Here is a 16400-nt window from a genome sequence, read left to right as displayed (position 1 = left end):
ATCACCACTCCGCAAAGCTGCCGTCGGCATGGCGCCAGACGGGGTTGCGCCAGCGGTGCCCTTCGGCGGCCAGCTGGCGGACCTTGTCCTCGTTCACCTCGATGCCCAGACCCGGCCCCTGCGGGATCGCGACGAAGCCGTCGTCATAGGCAAAGACCGACGGGTCGGTCAGATAGTCCAACAGGTCGCTGCCCTGGTTGTAATGGATGCCAAGCGACTGTTCCTGGATGAAGGCGTTGTAGCAGACCGCGTCCAGCTGCAGGTTCGCGGCCAGCGCGATGGGGCCAAGTGGGCAGTGCAGTGCCAAAGCCACGTCATGCGCCTCGGCCATGGCGGCGATGCGATAGGTCTCGGTGATGCCGCCCGAATGGCTGGGATCGGGCTGGATGATGTCGACATAGCCGCCCTGCAGGATCGCCTTGAAGTCCCACCGCGTGTACAGGCGTTCCCCAAGCGCGATGGGGGTCGAGCAGTGGTTGGCGATCTCGCGCAGCGCCTCGGCATGTTCCGACAGGACGGGCTCCTCGATGAACATCAGGCGGAAGGGCTCCAGCTCCTTGGCCAGCACCTTGGCCATCGGACGATGCACCCGCCCATGGAAATCGATGCCGATGCCGAAATCGGGGCCCATCTCCTCGCGGATTGCCTGCACGCGGGCCAGGACCTGATCGACCTTGGCATGGCTGTCGACGAACTGCATCTCCTCGGTGCCGTTCATCTTGACGGCGGTGAAGCCCCGGTCCCCGCAATCGCGCGCCATCCGCGCCGTGTCGCCCGGACGGTCGCCGCCGATCCAGGAATAGACGCGGATGCGGTCGCGCTGCTGGCCGCCCAGCAGGGCATGGACCGGCACGCCCAGATCCTTGCCCTTGATGTCCCACAGCGCCTGGTCAAGCCCCGCGATGGCCGACATGTGGATGCCGCCGCCGCGATAGAAGCCCGCGCGATACATCACCGTCCAATGGTCCTGGATCAGGCGCGGGTCGCGGCCGATCAGATAGTCCGACAGCTCCTCGACGCAGGCGGCGACGGAGGCGGCGCGGCCCTCCAGCACGGGTTCGCCCCAACCGCTGATGCCCTCGTCGGTGCTGATCTTGACGAAGCACCAGCGGGGCGGAACGATGAAGGTCTCGACGGCGGTGATTTTCATGGGTTGTCCTCGAAGGCGGGGGCCGCGTGCTGGCGGCCCGTCAGGAAGGCATCGGCAACCAGGCGCAGCGGCGCCAGGTCCAGGTCGCTGCCGCCCGCCGCGACCAGATCGCAGAACCGGGCGTAAAGGCGGGCATATTCGCGGTTCTCACCCAGGGTCTCCAGGCCCGGCGCGGCAAAGCGCGCGCCGCCTTCGGAGAGCGTCGCGGGGCCGGCATCGGTGTCGAAGGCGATCTGCCAGGTCTCATCCCCCGTCACGCGCCAGTCGAAATACGCGGCGATGGGATGGCCCGCCTCCAGGCTCAGATCGGCGGCGATGGGGGTCTGGCGGTTCGCGGGGACGTGCAGGTCAGCGCCGACCAGCCGCACGCCGGGGATCAGCGCGGTCAGGATTGACAGCGCGTTGATGCCGGGGTCGAAGACGCCCAGGCCACCGGGCTGCCAGATCCACTCCTGGCCCGGATGCCATTTGCGCACATCCTCGCACCAGTCGATGCGGACGGCGCGGATTCGGGTCGTGGCCAGCCAGTCGCGGGCCGCGTCCACCGCCGCGGCCTCGCGCGAATGCCAGGTGGCGTGGATGGTCACGCCCTGGCGCGCGGCCTCGGCCTCAAGGACGGCCATCTCGGACAGGGTCGCGCCAGGGGGTTTCTCCAGCATCAGGTGGCGGCCCGCGCGCAGCACCGCCATGGCCTGATCGAACCGCGCCTGCGGCGGGGTGCACAGCGACACCGCGTCCACATCGCCCAGCATCTGCGTCACGTCGCGGTGGTTGGCGACGCCTTCCAGCGTGGCGTTGCGGCTGGCGATGGCGGTCAGCGTCAGGCCGTCCGTCGCGGCAATGGCGGGCAGGTGCTGCGCACGCGCGATGGTGCCCAGGCCCACGAGTCCGATGCGCAGGCTCATCTCAGCCGCTGCCCGCTGTCCGCGTCGAAGAAGAACGCATCCGCCGCGTCGAAGCTCAGGCCCACGCTGCCGCCGCCGGCCGGGTCCAGCCGCTGCGTCGTCTGCACGATCAGCTTCTCTCCGGTCGGGGCGCGCAGATGGGCATAGGTCGTCCCGCCCAGGTTCTCGGCCAGGTCGATGCGGAAGGGGCCGTGCGGCGTCAGGGTCAGCGCGTCGGGACGCAGCCCGACCTCGACCGCGCGCCCCTCGGTCAGGGTGGGACCGTGGCGGTCCAGCGGCGCGTCAAAGGCCGGGGTGACGACCTGGCCACCCTGGACGCGCCCAGCCACGAAGTTCATTGCCGGGCTGCCGATGAAGCCCGCGACAAAGCGGTTGTCGGGATCGTCGTACAGCTCCATCGGGCTGCCGACCTGCTCGATGCGGCCCGACCGCAGCACGACGATCTTGTCGGCCATGGTCATCGCCTCGACCTGGTCGTGGGTGACATAGATCATCGTCGCGCCCAGCTCGCGGTGCAGGCGCGCGATCTCGGCCCGCATCTCGACGCGCAGTTCCGCGTCCAGGTTCGACAGAGGCTCGTCGAACAGGAACACCTTGGGGCCGCGCACGATGGCGCGGCCGATGGCCACGCGCTGACGCTGGCCGCCCGACAGGTTGGCGGGCTTGCGGTCCAGCAGCGGGTCCAGCTTGAGGATGCGGGCCGCCTCGGCCACCTTGGTGGCGATCTGGGCCTTGGGATGGCCGTTCATCTTCAGCCCGAAGCCCATGTTCTGCGCGACCGTCATGTGCGGGTACAGCGCATAGGTCTGGAACACCATCGCCACGCCCCGGTCGGCCGAGTCGGCATCGGTGACGTCCTGGTTCTCGATCATGATCTGGCCGGCGCTGGTCTCCTCCAGCCCCGCGATCATGCGCAGCAGGGTTGATTTCCCACAGCCCGAGGGACCGACGAAAACGCAGAACTCTCCCTGCCTGACTTGCAGGTCGACGCCGTGGATGACCCGCACGGGGCCGAAATCCTTGGTGACGCGGCTTAGCTGGACGCCGGACATGGCAACCTCATGCTTGCTTGTGTTCGGGGAACCGCCAGGTGTCGGCGGTCGCGGCGATCTGCGCCGCAGCCTGGGTCACGGGGCCTGCCAGCGACAGAAGCTGGTCGCGGCTGGTCGTGGCCGTCGTGGTCGTCACCGAGATCGCGCCCAGGATGCGCCCGGTCCCCGACAGGATGGGGGCGGCAAGGCAGGCGATGCCGGTCTCGTGTTCCTCGTCGTCCAGCGCATAGCCGCGCTGGCGGATGCGGACCAGCTCGTCGCGCAGGGCGTCTGGCGTGGTCAGCGTGTTGGGCGTGTGCGCGTGGAAGGACTGCCGCGACAGGGCCGCGGCCAGCTTGTCTTCGGGCAGATGGGCCAGCATCGCCTTGCCCACGCCCGTGCAATAGGCCGGGCCCACCTTGCCGGACTGGGCGAACATCTCGACCGGCAGCTTGGCGTTGCGCTTGTCCACATAGAGGACGGCGCCGTTGTCCAGCTGCGCCAGGTGGATCGTCTGGCCGAGATCGACCGCCAGGCGGTCCAGGACCTGCTGCGCCAGGGGCGCCAGACTGGACTGCGCCCAGGCCGAATGGGCCAGCCGCACCAGCCGCATGCCGGGCGCATAGGTCTGGCGGTCCTCGTCATAGGCCAGCATGTCCTGATGGGTCAGCGCCTGCAGGAACCGGTACAGCGTCGCCTTGGGAAGGCCCGCGACGGGAAGGATCTCGGCAAAGCGGACGGGGCGGCCGAAGGCGGCGACCAGGTCCAGCACGGCCAGCGTGCGGCCCACCGTGCCATCCGTCGTTTCGCGTCTCTGCACCGTCACGTCACCCTCCCCCGTTGTTGACAGGCTATGCGATTCGCAGCATAGTTTCAATATTCAAAACTAAGTTTCAATATATGGAACCAAAATGGGAGGGAGACCATGGTCCATCTGAGAAAAGGGCTGGTGCTGGCGATGCTGCTTGCCACCACCGCTCCCGCCTTCGCGCAAAGCCGGGTGCTGGTGTTCAATACCGATGCGTCCGATCCCGCGCCCAAGGCGGCGTTCGACCAGCTGATCGCGGATTTCGAGGCCGAGTACCCGGAGATCGACGTGCAGGTGAACACGTTCGACCACGAAGGCTATAAGACCGCGATCCGGAACTTCATGACCGCCGACGCGCCGGACCTGGCGAACTGGTACGCGGGCAACCGGATGGGCCCCTTCGTCGAGGCGGGCCAGTTCATGGACGTGTCCGACATCTGGGCCGAGAACAACCTGACCGAGACCCTGGGGTCCGCGCTGTCATCGATGACCATCGACGGCAAGCAGTGGGGCATCCCCTACACCTACTACCAATGGGGCATCTACACCAACGAGGACGTCTATGCGCAGGTCGGCGTCGAGCCTGCCGCAACCTGGGACGAGTTCATCGCCAATTGCGAGAAGTTCAAGGCCGCGGACATCGACTGCCTGACCACCGGGTCCAAAGCGCTGTGGCCGGTCGCGGGGCTGTTCGACTATCTGTCGCTGCGCACGAACGGCTATGACTGGCACATGCAGCTGACCAACGGGGAAATCCCCTGGACGGATGACAGCGTGCGCGCGGTCTTTGCCGAATTCGCCAGGGTGCTGCCCTATGTCTCGGCCAACCACGCCGCGATCGACTGGCAGGACGCCGTGTCGAACCTGGTCCAGGGCAAGGCCGCGAACTATGTCATGGGCAACTTTGCCGTGGCGGCCTTCAAGGACGGCGGCATGACGGACGAGACCCTGGGCTTCATGCCCTTCCCGACCATCAACCCCGACATACCGCGCGCCGAGGAGGCACCGACCGACACCGTCCACATCCCCGCCGCGGCCAAGAACCCCGAGGATGCCAAGCTGTTCCTGGCCTTCATGGCGCGCCCCGATGTGCAGACCAAGATGAACGCCACGCTTGGCCAGCTGCCGATCAACGCCGAAAGCAGCGTGGGCGACGACCCGTTTCTGCAGGCGGGCTTCGAGCTGCTGTCCACCGCCGAGGGCGGCATCGCGCAGTTCTTTGACCGCGACGCGCCGCCGGAGATGGCCAAGGCCGGGATGGAGGGGTTCCAGGAATTCATGGTCCGCCCCGAACGCCTGGACGCCATCCTCGAACGGCTGGAGCGTCAGCGCCAGCGCGTCTACGCCCAGTGATCCCGTCGCGGGCGGGGACCTCTCCGCCCGCGCGTTTCCCCGCAAGATGAAGGTGGCACCATGACCGCCCTGCCCGACACCCCCCCGCCGCGCCGCCGGTCCCGGCGTCAGCTGACGCCCTGGCTGTTCCTGGCGCCGGGCCTGCTGATGTTTTCGGTCTACGTGATCATCCCGATCTTCCAGTCGGTCTGGGTCAGCTTCCACGATTGGGACGGGCTGGGCCCGATGACTTGGGTCGGCCTGGCCAATTACGACGAGCTGTGGTGGGACGAGGCCTTCTATACCAGCCTGAAGAACAATGTGATCTGGCTGGCGCTGTATCTGCTGGCGGTGCCCCTGGGACTGATGATCGCGCTGTTCCTGAACCAGACGATCCGCGGCATCCGCGTCTACAAGTCGCTGTTCTTCTTTCCCTTCGTCATCAGCCAGGTGGTCGTGGGGCTGATCTTTTCGTGGTTCTATGCGCCGGGCTTCGGGCTGCTCTATGCGCTGATCGAATGGGCCACGGGCACGGGCGTCGCGATCCTGGCCGACGAACGCTTCGTCACCTATGGCATCATCGCGGCGGGCCTGTGGCCGCAGATCGCCTATTGCATGATCCTGTACCTGACCGGCCTGAACGCCGTCGCCCCCGACCAGATCGAGGCCGCGCGCCTGGACGGCGCCAAGGGCTGGCGGATGCTGTGGCATGTCGTGCTGCCGCAACTGCGCCCGGCGACCTTCATCGCCGTGGTCGTGACCGTCATCGGTGCGCTGCGCAGCTTCGATCTGGTCAGCATCATGACCTCGGGCGGGCCCTTCGGGTCGTCGCGCGTGCTGTCCTATTACATGTACGAACAGGCGCTGTCGGAATACGGCTATCGCATGGGCTACGGCGCGGCCATCGCGGTCGTCCTGTTCGCGATCATGATGATCTTCATCTCGGGCTTCATCTGGAAGATGTGGCGCGACGAGAAAGGGGTCTGACCCATGTTTCCCCGTCCCATCCAGACGATGTCCCCCGCGGCACAGCGCACCTATAAGATCGTGCTGCCGATCATGCTGGTCCTGTGGCTGCTGCCCCTCCTGGGGGTCGCGATGACCTCGGTCCGCCCGTCGGGCGACCTGGCCGCGGGCAACTATTTCGGCATCCCGTCCCGCTTTGCATGGGAGAACTATGCCGACGTGTTCCGCAACTCGCCCCTGGCGCAGTACCTGTGGAACAGCTTCCGCATCACCATTCCGGTGATGATCGGCGCGGTGGGGCTGTCCTGCCTGACCGGGTTCGCGCTGGCGGTCTACAAGTTCCGCCTGTCGCTGGTGGTGTTCTTCATGTTCGTCGCGGGCAATTTCGTGCCGTTCCAGATCCTGATGGTGCCGGTGCGCGACCTGACGGTGGACATGGGACTGTACAACACCATCACGGGGCTGGCGCTGTTCCACATCGCCTTTCAGACCGGGTTCTGCACGCTGTTCATGCGCAACTTCATCAAGGCGCTGCCGCGCGAACTGATCGAGGCCGCCCGTGTCGAAGGCGTCACCGAATGGCAGATCTTCTGGCATATCGTCCTGCCGCTGGTCCGGCCCGCCATCGCGGCCCTTTCGGTGCTGGTCTTCACCTTCATCTGGAACGACTATTTCTGGGCGATGGTGCTGACCACGGGCGCGGACACGCAGCCGGTGACGGCGGGGCTGAACAGCCTGAACGGCCAGTGGATCGCCGCATGGCACCTGGTCAGCGCAGGCTCGATCCTGGCCGCCCTGCCGCCGGTGCTGATGTTTTTCCTGATGCAGCGGCATTTCATCGCCGGACTGACCCTGGGCGCGGTGAAATGAGGCTCTGGCGCATCGACACGCCCGCCCAGACCATGGTCCTGGGCAGCGACGACGGCATGGCCTGCTGCCATTACTGGGGCGCGCCCCTGCCCGGCGACACCGACCTGGACGCGCTGGTCGCGGCGGCGGCGGGCGGCATCACCGGCGGCATGCTGGACGCTCTGCCGCCCCTGTCGCTGGTCCCCGAGGCGCGGCGCAGCTTTCCGGGTCAGCCGGGGCTGGTCGCGTTCCAGAACGGCCTGCCGCTGGAGCCGGATTGGCGCCTCAATGGCGTGGATGAGGCGGACGGCCTGATCCTGCGCCATGTCGCGCCCGGGCTGCGCCTGGACATCGCCATCCGCGCCCGGGATCACGGCCTGATCGCGCTGTCCGCGCGGCTGACGGCCGATGTGCCGCTGACGCTGCACCACCTGGCGCTGGCCCTGCCGGTCCCCGCCCATCTGTCCGACCTGACCGAACTGGCGGGGCGCTGGACGCGGGAATTCCAGCCGGTGACGACCGCGCTGGACCACGGCGCGCGCCTGCGCGACGCGCGCACCGGTCGGTCTGGGCACGAACATCCGCCGCATCTGTGGCTGACCGCCCCCGGCACCACCAACACCGGAGGAGAGGCCGTGGCCCTGCATTACGGCTGGTCCGGCGGCCACCGGATGCTGGTCGAGGCCCTGCCCGACGGCCGCCGCCAGATCCAGCTGGGCCATTGCTCGGGGTCGGAACGCGCACCCGGCACGGTGTTCGAGACGGCCGAAATCTGGCTGGCGCGCGGCGATCGGGGTCTGAACAGCGTGGCGGTCCCCTTTCAGCGCGCCATCCGCGATGCCCTGCCCCCCGCGCGCCGGCCGCGCCCCGTGCATTACAACGGGTGGGAGGCGATCTATTTCCGCCACGATGCCACCGAACTGGCCCAGATCGCCGAACGCGCCGCGGCCCTTGGCGCGGAACGGTTCGTGCTGGACGACGGCTGGTTCGGGCGGCGCGACGACGACAGCTCGTCCCTGGGCGACTGGACCATAGACCCGCGCAAGCATCCCCAGGGGTTCAAGCCGCTGATCGACAGGCTCCGTGCGCTGAACATGCGCTTTGGCCTGTGGTTCGAACCCGAGATGATCAACGAGGACAGCAATCTTTATCGCGCCCATCCGGACTGGGTGCTGGGCCCCGCGGACCAGATCCGCGGGCGCAGCCAGCTGCACCTGGACATGGCCCGCGACGACGTGCGCGACCATCTGTTCGACCGCATCGGCGGCATCCTGGGCGCGTGGGACATCGACTATGTCAAATGGGACCACAACCGGCTGACGCCCTTTCCCGATGCGGCGCAGACGCGCGGCGTCTATGCGCTGTTCGACCGGCTGCGCGCGGCCCATCCCCAGGTGGAATTCGAAAGCTGCGCGTCGGGCGGGGGGCGCATCGACGCGGGCATCCTGACCCGCTGCGGTCGGGTCTGGCTGTCCGACAGCAACGACGCGATCGAACGCCTGCGCATCCAGCATCACGCGGCGATGCTGCTGCCCGCCTGCGTCACGGGCAGCCATGTCGGCCCGCGCGAGTGCCACACCTCGGGGCGCGTCCTGCCCATGGCCCTGCGCGCCTGGACCGCGGCACAGCGGCACATGGGATTCGAGATGGACCCGCGTGAACTGACCACGGCCGAGGCCAGGACGCTGACCCGCGTCACCGCCTGGTGGAAGGCCAACCGCGACTGGATGATGGCGGGCGACATCTGGCGGCTGGACCGCCCTGCGGGCAGCCTGGCCGAGATGCAGTTGGCCGCCGACGGCAGCCGCATGGTGGTCTTTGCCGCCCAGATCGACGCCCCCGTGGCGCTGCAGCCGCCGCTGTTGCGTCTGACCGGGCTGGACCCGCAGGCGCGCTATCGTCTGACGATGCTGGAACATCCCGTGGGTCACCACAGTTCCTCTGTTGCGCTGTCGCGGGGTGCGGTGACCCTGAACGGCGCGGCGCTGATGGCGCAGGGCGTGGCCCTGCCCCCCGCCTTTCCGCAAACCATCGCCGTGATCGAAGGGACGCGCCTGTGACGATAGACTGGATTGCCGCCGATTGGGGCACCACCAACCTGCGGCTGTGGGCCATGTCCGGTCGCACCGTGGTCGAGGCTCGTGACAGCGATCAAGGCATGGGCGGCCTGACCCCCGACCGCTTTGCGGGCGTGCTGGCGCAGGCGACCCAAGGGTGGCCCGCCGTGCCGGTCATCGCCTGCGGCATGGTCGGATCGCGCCAGGGCTGGGTCGAGGCACCCTATGCGCCCGTCCCCTGCCCCGCCGCCCCACGCATGGTCGCGGTGCCCGGCGATCCGGGCGGCCGGCCCGTGCGCGTCATCTGCGGTGTCCGTCAGGACGACCCTGCCGATGTCATGCGCGGAGAGGAGACCCAGATCGCGGGCCTTCTGGCGCTGGACCCGGACTTCGACGGGATCGCCTGCCTGCCGGGCACGCATACGAAATGGGTCCGCATCTCGGCGGGTGAGATCTGCAACTTCAAAAGCTTCATGACCGGTGAGCTGTTCGGCCTGATCGCCAATCAGTCGGTCCTGCGCCATTCGGTCGGCAAAGGTGACTGCGATCCCGCACTGTTCCGCGATGCAGTGTCGGACGCGATGAGCCGCCCGGAACGCAGTTATGCGGGCCTGTTCCAGCTGCGCGCGGAATCGCTTCTGTCCGGGCTGGACCCGGCTGCGGCACGCGCACGCCTGTCGGGCACGCTGATCGGGTGGGAGATGGCCGCGGCCCGGCCATGGTGGCTGGGATCGCAGGTCACCATCATCGGCGCCCCCGCCCTGTCGGCGCTTTACGCCGATGCGCTGGCCGCGCAGGGCGTCCCCGCCGCGCGCATGTCGGTCCAGGACGCCACGCTGGCCGGCCTGTCCGCGGCCCATCGTCAATTTCTGCAAGGATAATCCATGTCCCGTCCCCTGATCGCCATCCTTCGCGGCCTGACGCCGCAGGACGCCCGCGCCGTCGGCCATGCCCTGATCCAGGCCGGCATCACCTGGCTGGAGGTGCCGCTGAACTCTCCGGACCCGCTGGACAGCATCCGCATCCTGACGCGCGAATTCGGTGATGCCGCACAGATTGGCGCGGGCACCGTGCTGACGCCCGACCAGGTGCAGGCGGTCCGCGATGCGGGCGGGCGGATGGTCCTGTCGCCCAATTGCGACACGGGCGTGATCCGCGCCACCGTGGAGGCGGGCATGGCCAGCTATCCCGGTGTCATGACCCCGACCGAGGCCTTTGCCGCGCTGGCGGCGGGCGCCACCGCGCTGAAGCTGTTTCCCGGAGAGTTGATCGGCCCCACGGGCCTGCGCGCCATGCGCGCGGTGCTGCCCGCGGGAACCGACTGCTGGGCCGTGGGCGGCGTGTCCGTGGACAACATGGCCGAATGGCGCCGTGTCGGGGCCGCGGGCTTCGGGATCGGATCCAGCCTGTACAAGCCCGGCGACAGTGCCGACACCGTGGCCGCCAAGGCCGCCGCCATCGTCACCGCATGGGAGGCCAGCGCATGATCTTTGACGACACCCCCTGTACCCTGGGCGAAGGCGCCCTGTGGCATCCCGACCGCCAGTCGCTGATCTGGTTCGACATCATCGGTCGCCGCATGTTCGAAAAGCCGATGGACGGCGCGCGGCGTCACTGGGACTTTGCCGACCCCGTCTCGGCCGCGGGGATCGTCGATGCGGACCGGATCATCGTGGCGTCCAGCCGTGCGCTGTCGCTGGTGGATCTGCGCGACGGCGCGGCACAGGTCCTGGTGCCGCTGGAGGCCGACAACGCGGTGACGCGCAGCAACGATGGCCGTGCCGACCCGCAGGGCGGGTTCTGGATCGGGACGATGGGACTGAACGCGGAACCCGGTGCCGGATCGATCTGGCGGTTCCACCGCGGAGAGCTGCGCCGCCTGTTCCCCGACATCACCATCACCAACGCGATCTGCTTTTCGCCCGAACGCGATCTGGCGCATTTCGCCGATACCGACCGCTCGACCATCTGGCAGGTCCGGCTGGACCGCGACGGCTGGCCTGCGGGCGATCCGCAGGTGTTCATCGACCTGAACACCGAAGGACTGAACCCCGACGGAGCGGTCATCGACGCCGAGGGCGGCCTGTGGTCGGCGCAATGGGGTGCGGGGCGCGTCGCGCGCTATGACCGGCAGGGGCGGTTCGACCGCGCGATCGACCTGCCCGCGCCGCACGTGTCTTGTCCGGCCTTCGGCGGCGCGGACCTGACGACGCTGTTCGCGACGACCGCGCGGCAGGGGCTGGACGATCCGCGCGACACCGACGGCTGCACCTATGCGGTGCCCGCCGGCGTCACGGGCCAGCGGGAACACCGGGTGATCCTGGGCTAGACCTCGACGGTGATCCGGCCCATCGGGTTGGAACAGCAGGCCAGGATCCAACCTTCGGCGATGTCCTCATCGCTGATGCCGCCGTTATGGACCATGTGGACCTCTCCGGCGGTCTTGCGAATCCGGCAGGTGCCGCACAGACCGAATGTGCAACCCGACGGGATGTTGAGCCCCGCCCGCTTGGCCACCGCCAGCACGGTGTCGGTTTCCGCGCAGGCCGCCGTCACGCCGCTGGACGCGAAGGTCACCTGGGCGCGGGCATCGTCGTCGGGGGTCACGTCCTCGATCACCGGGGCCTCGGCCTCGGTGGCGACGGGGGCGCCGAAGCTTTCCTGGTGATAGCGCTCCATGTCGTAACCAAGCGAGATCAGCATCTCGCGCACGGCCTGCATGAACGGTTCGGGTCCGCAGCAGAACACCTCGCGGTCTAGATAGTCGGGTGCCATCAGGCCCAGCATCAGGCTGTTCAGCCGCCCCTGATAGCCGTGCCAGACGCGGAACGGCTCGGGCTGTTCCACGGTCAGGCGCAGCTGCAGGCCGGGCACGCGGGCGACGTAATGTTCCAGCTGATCGCGGAAGATGATGTCGGATGGGCGCTGCGCGGCATGGACAAAGACGATGTCGGTGTCCTGCGCGCGGTCCCAGGCCCAGGTGGTCATGGACATCATCGGCGTGATGCCCGACCCGGCCGAGATGAACAGGTATTTCGCCGCCGGATGGCGGTGAAAGCTGAAGATGCCGTTCGGGCCGAAGGCGCGGATCCGCATGCCGGGCTTGAGGTGGTCCAGCATCCAGCGCGTGCCGATCGAGGTCGACTGCGCCTTGACCGTGACCGAGATCGACAGCGGCCGCGACGGCGAGGAGCTGATCGTGTAGGTCCGCTGGACGTTTCCGGCCGCACCCTTGGCGGGATCGACGGGCAGGTCCAGCGTCACGAACTGGCCGGGCTGATAGTCGAACCATGCGCCAGACGGCGCCCGGAAGATGAAGGTCGAGGTGTCGCGCGTCTCGGGCACGACCATGACGCATTCCAGCGGCTCGTCATCGGACCACGGCTCGGCGGCCCAGTTCACGCGGGGCTTGGCCATCTATTCGGCCGCCTGCCGCATCCCGAGGCGTGATGCCATCAACCCACAATACCAGTCGATCAGATGGATCACACCGGCCTCCTGCGTGGGGGAATAGGGGCCGGGCTCATAGGCGGGGGAGAGGATGCCGGCCTGGTTTTCCTCGACCACCTGGCGGTCCTCGTCATTGGTGTTCAGCCAGACGCGGGTCAGGGTCTCGATGTCGTAATCGACGCCTTCGACCGCGTCCTTGTGGACCAGCCAATTGGTCGTGACCTCGGTCTCGGTCGGGCTGATCGGCAGGATGCGGAAGACGATGGCGTGATCGGGCAGGAAGTGGTTCCAGGACGAGGGGAAGTGATAGAACATCAGGCTGCCCGCGTCATTCCAGGGCATCGTGCCCATGCGCCGCGCGACGGCGGCCTTGCCCGACATGGTGAAGCTTTCCTGATGGTCCATCAGCGGCACCCGCGCCATGCGCCACTGCATGTCGGGCGCGTTGACGAAGCGGGCGGGCAGACCGGCGGCGTCGCAGCGGTCCCAATGGGCCAGGATCTCGGGCGAGGCCGCGTTCGGCCCCTCCATCACCGTCATCAGCGGATCGTCGGAATAGGTCCGGCACAGCGACGGATGGCTGCCGCTGCAGTGATAGCATTCGCGGTTGTTCTCCATCACCAGCTTCCAGTTGCCCTTCTCGACGATGGTCGAGCTGAAGGCGATCTTGGCATCGGCCAGCCCCGAGGGCGCGGCATAGCGGGTCAGGTTGGCCGCCAGTTCGTTGATAGCGGGGGGTACCTGGGCCAGGCAGATGAAGATCATGCCGTTCAGGTCCACGCAGTGGACCGGCTTGAGGCTGTATTTCGAGGGGTCGAACTCGGGGCCCATGTCGCGCGCGAACAGCAGCTTGCCGTTCAGGTCGTAGGTCCACTGGTGATACGGACAGACCAGCTTGGGATTGGTCCCGTTCGATTTGGCGCACAGGCGCTGGCCGCGGTGGCGGCAGACGTTGTGGAAGGCACGGATGCGGGTATCGGCGCCGCGGGTGACGATGACCGGATACTGGCCGACCTGCATGGTGATGTAGCTGCCGGTCTTGGGCAGCTCGCAGCTGGGTCCGGCGAACAGCCATTCCCGGTACCAGATCTGCTCCAGGTCGTCCTGGAAGGCCTGTTCGCCGCAATACAGGTCGCGAGGCAGCGCGTGGCCGGGAAGACGGGCGGCGATCAGCTGGGCTGTGGTCAAGTCGGAGGTCTGGGTCATGGCGCTGCTCGGGGGTCCGGGGTGGCTTTCGCCCCAAACTAGTCGCAGGCAAACGACGGCGCGGCAGAATTGCGACATTCTGCCAGCGGAAACGGACATCGTGATCATGTGCGCGCCTTTGAGGGAAGGAAGCCTCGCCACCCCCCATCGAGAGGGGCGGCAAGGCTGCGGGGCCCCCGGACCCCCGCGACACCACGCCGCGACGCCCGGTTTGCGGACACAATGGAAAATCGTTCCAAAACCCTTGGCAAACCTGCCGGGGTGACGTATCCCACCCTTGGGGTATGGCCCGATGCCGAATCCCCGCCATCCGAGGAGAGCCCCATGACCCGTTCCGCCACCCCCCGCCACGGCCTTGAGGTCGATACCGACTTTGCGCAGTTCATCGAGGCGCAGGTGCTGCCCGGGACCGGCGTGACGGCGGATGCCTTCTGGCAGGGCTACGCCGGGCTGCTGGACGGATTCGCGGCCGAGAACGTCGCCCTGCTGGAACGCCGCACCGAGCTGCAGCGCCAGATCGACGCGTGGCACAAGGCCCGCGGTAACCAGCCCTGGGACGCCGCCGCCTATCGCGCCTTCCTGACCGAGATCGGCTATCTTGTCGCCGAACCAGCCCCGTTTGCCGTCGAGAACGGTGACATCGACCCCGAGATCGCCACCCTGGCCGGGCCGCAGCTGGTCGTGCCGGTCAGCAATGCCCGCTTTGCCCTGAACGCGGCGAACGCGCGGTGGGGTTCGCTTTATGACGCGATGTACGGGTCGGACGTGATGGGTCCGGTGCCGTCGGCCGGGTTCGATCCGGCGCGCCGTGACGCGGTCGTGGCCAAGGCGGCCGCGTTCCTGGACCAGGCGCTGCCGCTGGACGGGGGCAGCCATGCCGACGTCACCGCCTATGACGCCGACGCGCAGGGGCTGGTCGCGACCGTTGGGGGCCAGGCCGCGCGGCTGGCCGATCCGGCAGCCTTTGTCGGCACCCACCGCGACGGCGCCGACACCGGATACGTCCTGCGCCACAACGGGCTGCATGTCGAGCTGGTGATCAACCGCGACCACCCGATCGGGGCGGCATCCGCCAGCGGGCTGCGCGACGTCGTGCTGGAGGCCGCGCTGTCGGCCATTCAGGATTGCGAGGACAGCGTCGCCGCCGTCGATGCCGAGGACAAGATCGGCGTCTATGGCAACTGGCTGGGCCTGATGAAGGGTGATCTGTCCGAGACCTTCGAGAAGGGCGGCACGTCGATGACCCGCCGCCTGGAGGGAGACCGGACCGTGACGCGGCCCGACGGCAGCACCGTGACGCTGCAGGGCCGCGCCCTGCTGCTGGTGCGCAACGTCGGCCATCTGATGACCACCGACGTGATCCGCAAGGACGGCCAATCCACGCCCGAGGGGCTGATGGATGCGATGGTCACCGTCGCCTGCGCCATCCATGACCTGAAGAAGACCGAAGGACCGCGCAACAGCCGCGCCGGCGCCATCTATGTCGTCAAGCCCAAGATGCATGGCCCCGAAGAGGCTGCATTCGCGAACCGCGTCTTTGCCCATGTCGAGACCGCCCTGGGACTGGCCCCCAACACCGTCAAGCTGGGCCTGATGGACGAGGAGCGCCGCACCAGCGCCAACCTGGCCGCCTGCATCCACGCGATCCGCAACCGGATCTTCTTCATCAACACCGGCTTCCTGGACCGCACCGGCGACGAGATCCACACCTCGATGCAGGCGGGTGCATTCGTGGGTCGCGACGGGATGAAGACCGCCACCTGGCTGAAGGCCTATGAGGATCGCAACGTGCTGATCGGCCTGGCGTCGGGCATGCGGGGCCGCGCGCAGATCGGCAAGGGCATGTGGGCCAAGCCCGACGCCCTGGCCGAGATGCTGGAGGTCAAGGTCGGCCACCCGAAATCGGGCGCTAGCACGGCCTGGGTTCCCTCGCCCACCGCGGCGACGCTGCACGCGCTGCACTATCATCAGATCGACGTGGCCGCCCGCCAGGACGAGCTGCAGGGTCAGCCGATCCCCGACCTGGACCTGCTGCTGACCCCGGCTTTGGCCGACGGCCCGATCCCGCAGGATCAGGTCCTGCGCGAGCTGGACAACAGCGCGCAGGGCATCCTGGGCTATGTTGTGCGGTGGGTCGATCAGGGCATCGGCTGTTCCAAGGTGCCCGACATCGACGACGTGCAGCTGATGGAGGACCGCGCCACCTGCCGCATCAGCGCGCAGTACCTGGCCAACTGGCTGGAGCACGGGCTGATCACCGAAGCCCAGGTCGAGGACGCGTTGCGCCGTATGGCCGCCAAGGTCGACGGCCAGAACGCGGGCGATCCCGCCTATCGCCCGATGGCACCCGATTTTGACGGGCCGGCCTTCATGGCCGCCCGTGATCTGGTGCTGACCGGAACGCAGCAGCCGTCCGGCTATACCGAACCGGCGCTGCATGCGCGCCGGGCCGAAGCCAAGGCGGTCTAGCACGCCACGCGGCGGCGGTTGCAACGCCGCCGCCGCACGCTATTGTGCCGGCCACATCATCGGGAGGCCTGCCATGTCCGGGAAAACAATCGCCGTCGCGGGCATCGGCTATGTCGGCCTGTCCAACGCTGTCCTGCTGGCCGCGCGCAACACCGTTCGCGCGCTGGACGTGGACGC

General features: G+C 68.0%; 14 protein-coding genes. 8 read left to right on the top strand and 6 right to left on the bottom strand.

The genetic code is table 11. The features are described from left to right. Nucleotide 1 precedes the first annotated feature (1 nt). The 4 genes from dgoD to TW83_RS14115 are packed head-to-tail and all read right to left on the bottom strand — an operon-like array spanning nt 2 to nt 3906. Nucleotides 2–1150 (bottom strand): galactonate dehydratase, encoded by a 1149-nt coding sequence (dgoD, locus tag TW83_RS14130; RefSeq protein ID WP_045983418.1) that lies wholly within the window; start codon nt 1148–1150, stop codon nt 2–4. Next, the gene (locus TW83_RS14125; protein ID WP_045983417.1) at nt 1147–2055 is read right to left on the bottom strand and encodes a Gfo/Idh/MocA family oxidoreductase; all 909 of its coding nucleotides are present in this window, start codon (nt 2053–2055) and stop codon (nt 1147–1149) included. Before TW83_RS14125 ends, dgoD begins: the two co-directional genes overlap by 4 nt. Beyond that, a complete protein-coding gene (gene ugpC / locus TW83_RS14120) occupies nt 2052–3107 on the bottom strand; it encodes a sn-glycerol-3-phosphate ABC transporter ATP-binding protein UgpC (RefSeq protein WP_045983416.1) in 1056 nt (351 codons plus the stop codon). The genes TW83_RS14125 and ugpC overlap by 4 nt, the downstream gene beginning before the upstream one ends. 7 nt (nt 3108–3114) lie before the next feature. Continuing rightward, nucleotides 3115–3906, bottom strand: coding sequence for an IclR family transcriptional regulator (locus TW83_RS14115; RefSeq protein ID WP_045983445.1), 792 nt, complete (start codon nt 3904–3906; stop codon nt 3115–3117). Nucleotides 3907–4011: 105 nt separating this feature from the next. On the opposite strand from TW83_RS14115, the gene TW83_RS14110 reads away from it, so the two are divergent. From TW83_RS14110 to TW83_RS14080, 7 genes are read left to right on the top strand one after another with little or no spacing between them, the layout of a single operon-like run. Continuing rightward, nucleotides 4012–5247 carry an extracellular solute-binding protein gene (locus tag TW83_RS14110; RefSeq protein WP_045983415.1) on the top strand — a complete coding sequence of 412 codons (1236 nt, stop codon included), beginning with the start codon at nt 4012–4014 and terminating at the stop codon, nt 5245–5247. Between the two features lie 60 nt (nt 5248–5307). Continuing rightward, nucleotides 5308–6213: a sugar ABC transporter permease gene (locus tag TW83_RS14105; protein WP_045983414.1), complete on the top strand. Its 906-nt coding sequence runs from the start codon at nt 5308–5310 to the stop codon at nt 6211–6213. Nucleotides 6214–6216: 3 nt separating this feature from the next. Continuing rightward, on the top strand, nt 6217–7062 hold the full coding sequence (locus TW83_RS14100) for a carbohydrate ABC transporter permease (protein WP_045983413.1): 846 nt from the start codon (nt 6217–6219) through the stop codon (nt 7060–7062). Further along, the gene (locus tag TW83_RS14095) at nt 7059–9101 is read left to right on the top strand and encodes an alpha-galactosidase (RefSeq protein ID WP_045983412.1); all 2043 of its coding nucleotides are present in this window, start codon (nt 7059–7061) and stop codon (nt 9099–9101) included. Before TW83_RS14100 ends, TW83_RS14095 begins: the two co-directional genes overlap by 4 nt. After that, complete coding sequence (locus TW83_RS14090; protein WP_045983411.1) at nt 9098–9979, top strand: 2-dehydro-3-deoxygalactonokinase; 882 nt, start codon at nt 9098–9100, stop codon at nt 9977–9979. Before TW83_RS14095 ends, TW83_RS14090 begins: the two co-directional genes overlap by 4 nt. A gap of 3 nt (nt 9980–9982) precedes the next feature. After that, nucleotides 9983–10585, top strand: coding sequence for a 2-dehydro-3-deoxy-6-phosphogalactonate aldolase (locus TW83_RS14085; RefSeq protein ID WP_045983410.1), 603 nt, complete (start codon nt 9983–9985; stop codon nt 10583–10585). Next, complete coding sequence (locus TW83_RS14080) at nt 10582–11427, top strand: SMP-30/gluconolactonase/LRE family protein (RefSeq protein ID WP_045983444.1); 846 nt, start codon at nt 10582–10584, stop codon at nt 11425–11427. The genes TW83_RS14085 and TW83_RS14080 overlap by 4 nt, the downstream gene beginning before the upstream one ends. On the opposite strand, the gene TW83_RS14075 is transcribed toward TW83_RS14080, so the two are convergent. Both TW83_RS14075 and TW83_RS14070 read right to left on the bottom strand, forming a co-directional pair. After that, on the bottom strand, nt 11424–12515 hold the full coding sequence (locus TW83_RS14075) for a hybrid-cluster NAD(P)-dependent oxidoreductase (RefSeq protein WP_045983409.1): 1092 nt from the start codon (nt 12513–12515) through the stop codon (nt 11424–11426). The genes TW83_RS14080 and TW83_RS14075 overlap by 4 nt on opposite strands. After that, a complete protein-coding gene (locus tag TW83_RS14070; RefSeq protein WP_045983408.1) occupies nt 12516–13754 on the bottom strand; it encodes an aromatic ring-hydroxylating dioxygenase subunit alpha in 1239 nt (412 codons plus the stop codon). Nucleotides 13755–14078: 324 nt separating this feature from the next. Between TW83_RS14070 and TW83_RS14065 the strand changes: the two genes are divergently transcribed. Further along, the gene (locus TW83_RS14065) at nt 14079–16223 is read left to right on the top strand and encodes a malate synthase G (protein ID WP_045983407.1); all 2145 of its coding nucleotides are present in this window, start codon (nt 14079–14081) and stop codon (nt 16221–16223) included. Nucleotides 16224–16400 lie beyond the last annotated feature (177 nt).

Origin of the sequence: Paracoccus sp. S4493 (assembly GCF_000967735.1) — a bacterium.
In the GTDB taxonomy this organism is placed as follows: Bacteria; Pseudomonadota; Alphaproteobacteria; order Rhodobacterales; family Rhodobacteraceae; genus Paracoccus; species Paracoccus marcusii.
Note: the sequence above shows the minus strand (reverse complement) of the source record. Positions and strands in the feature narration are given on the sequence as shown.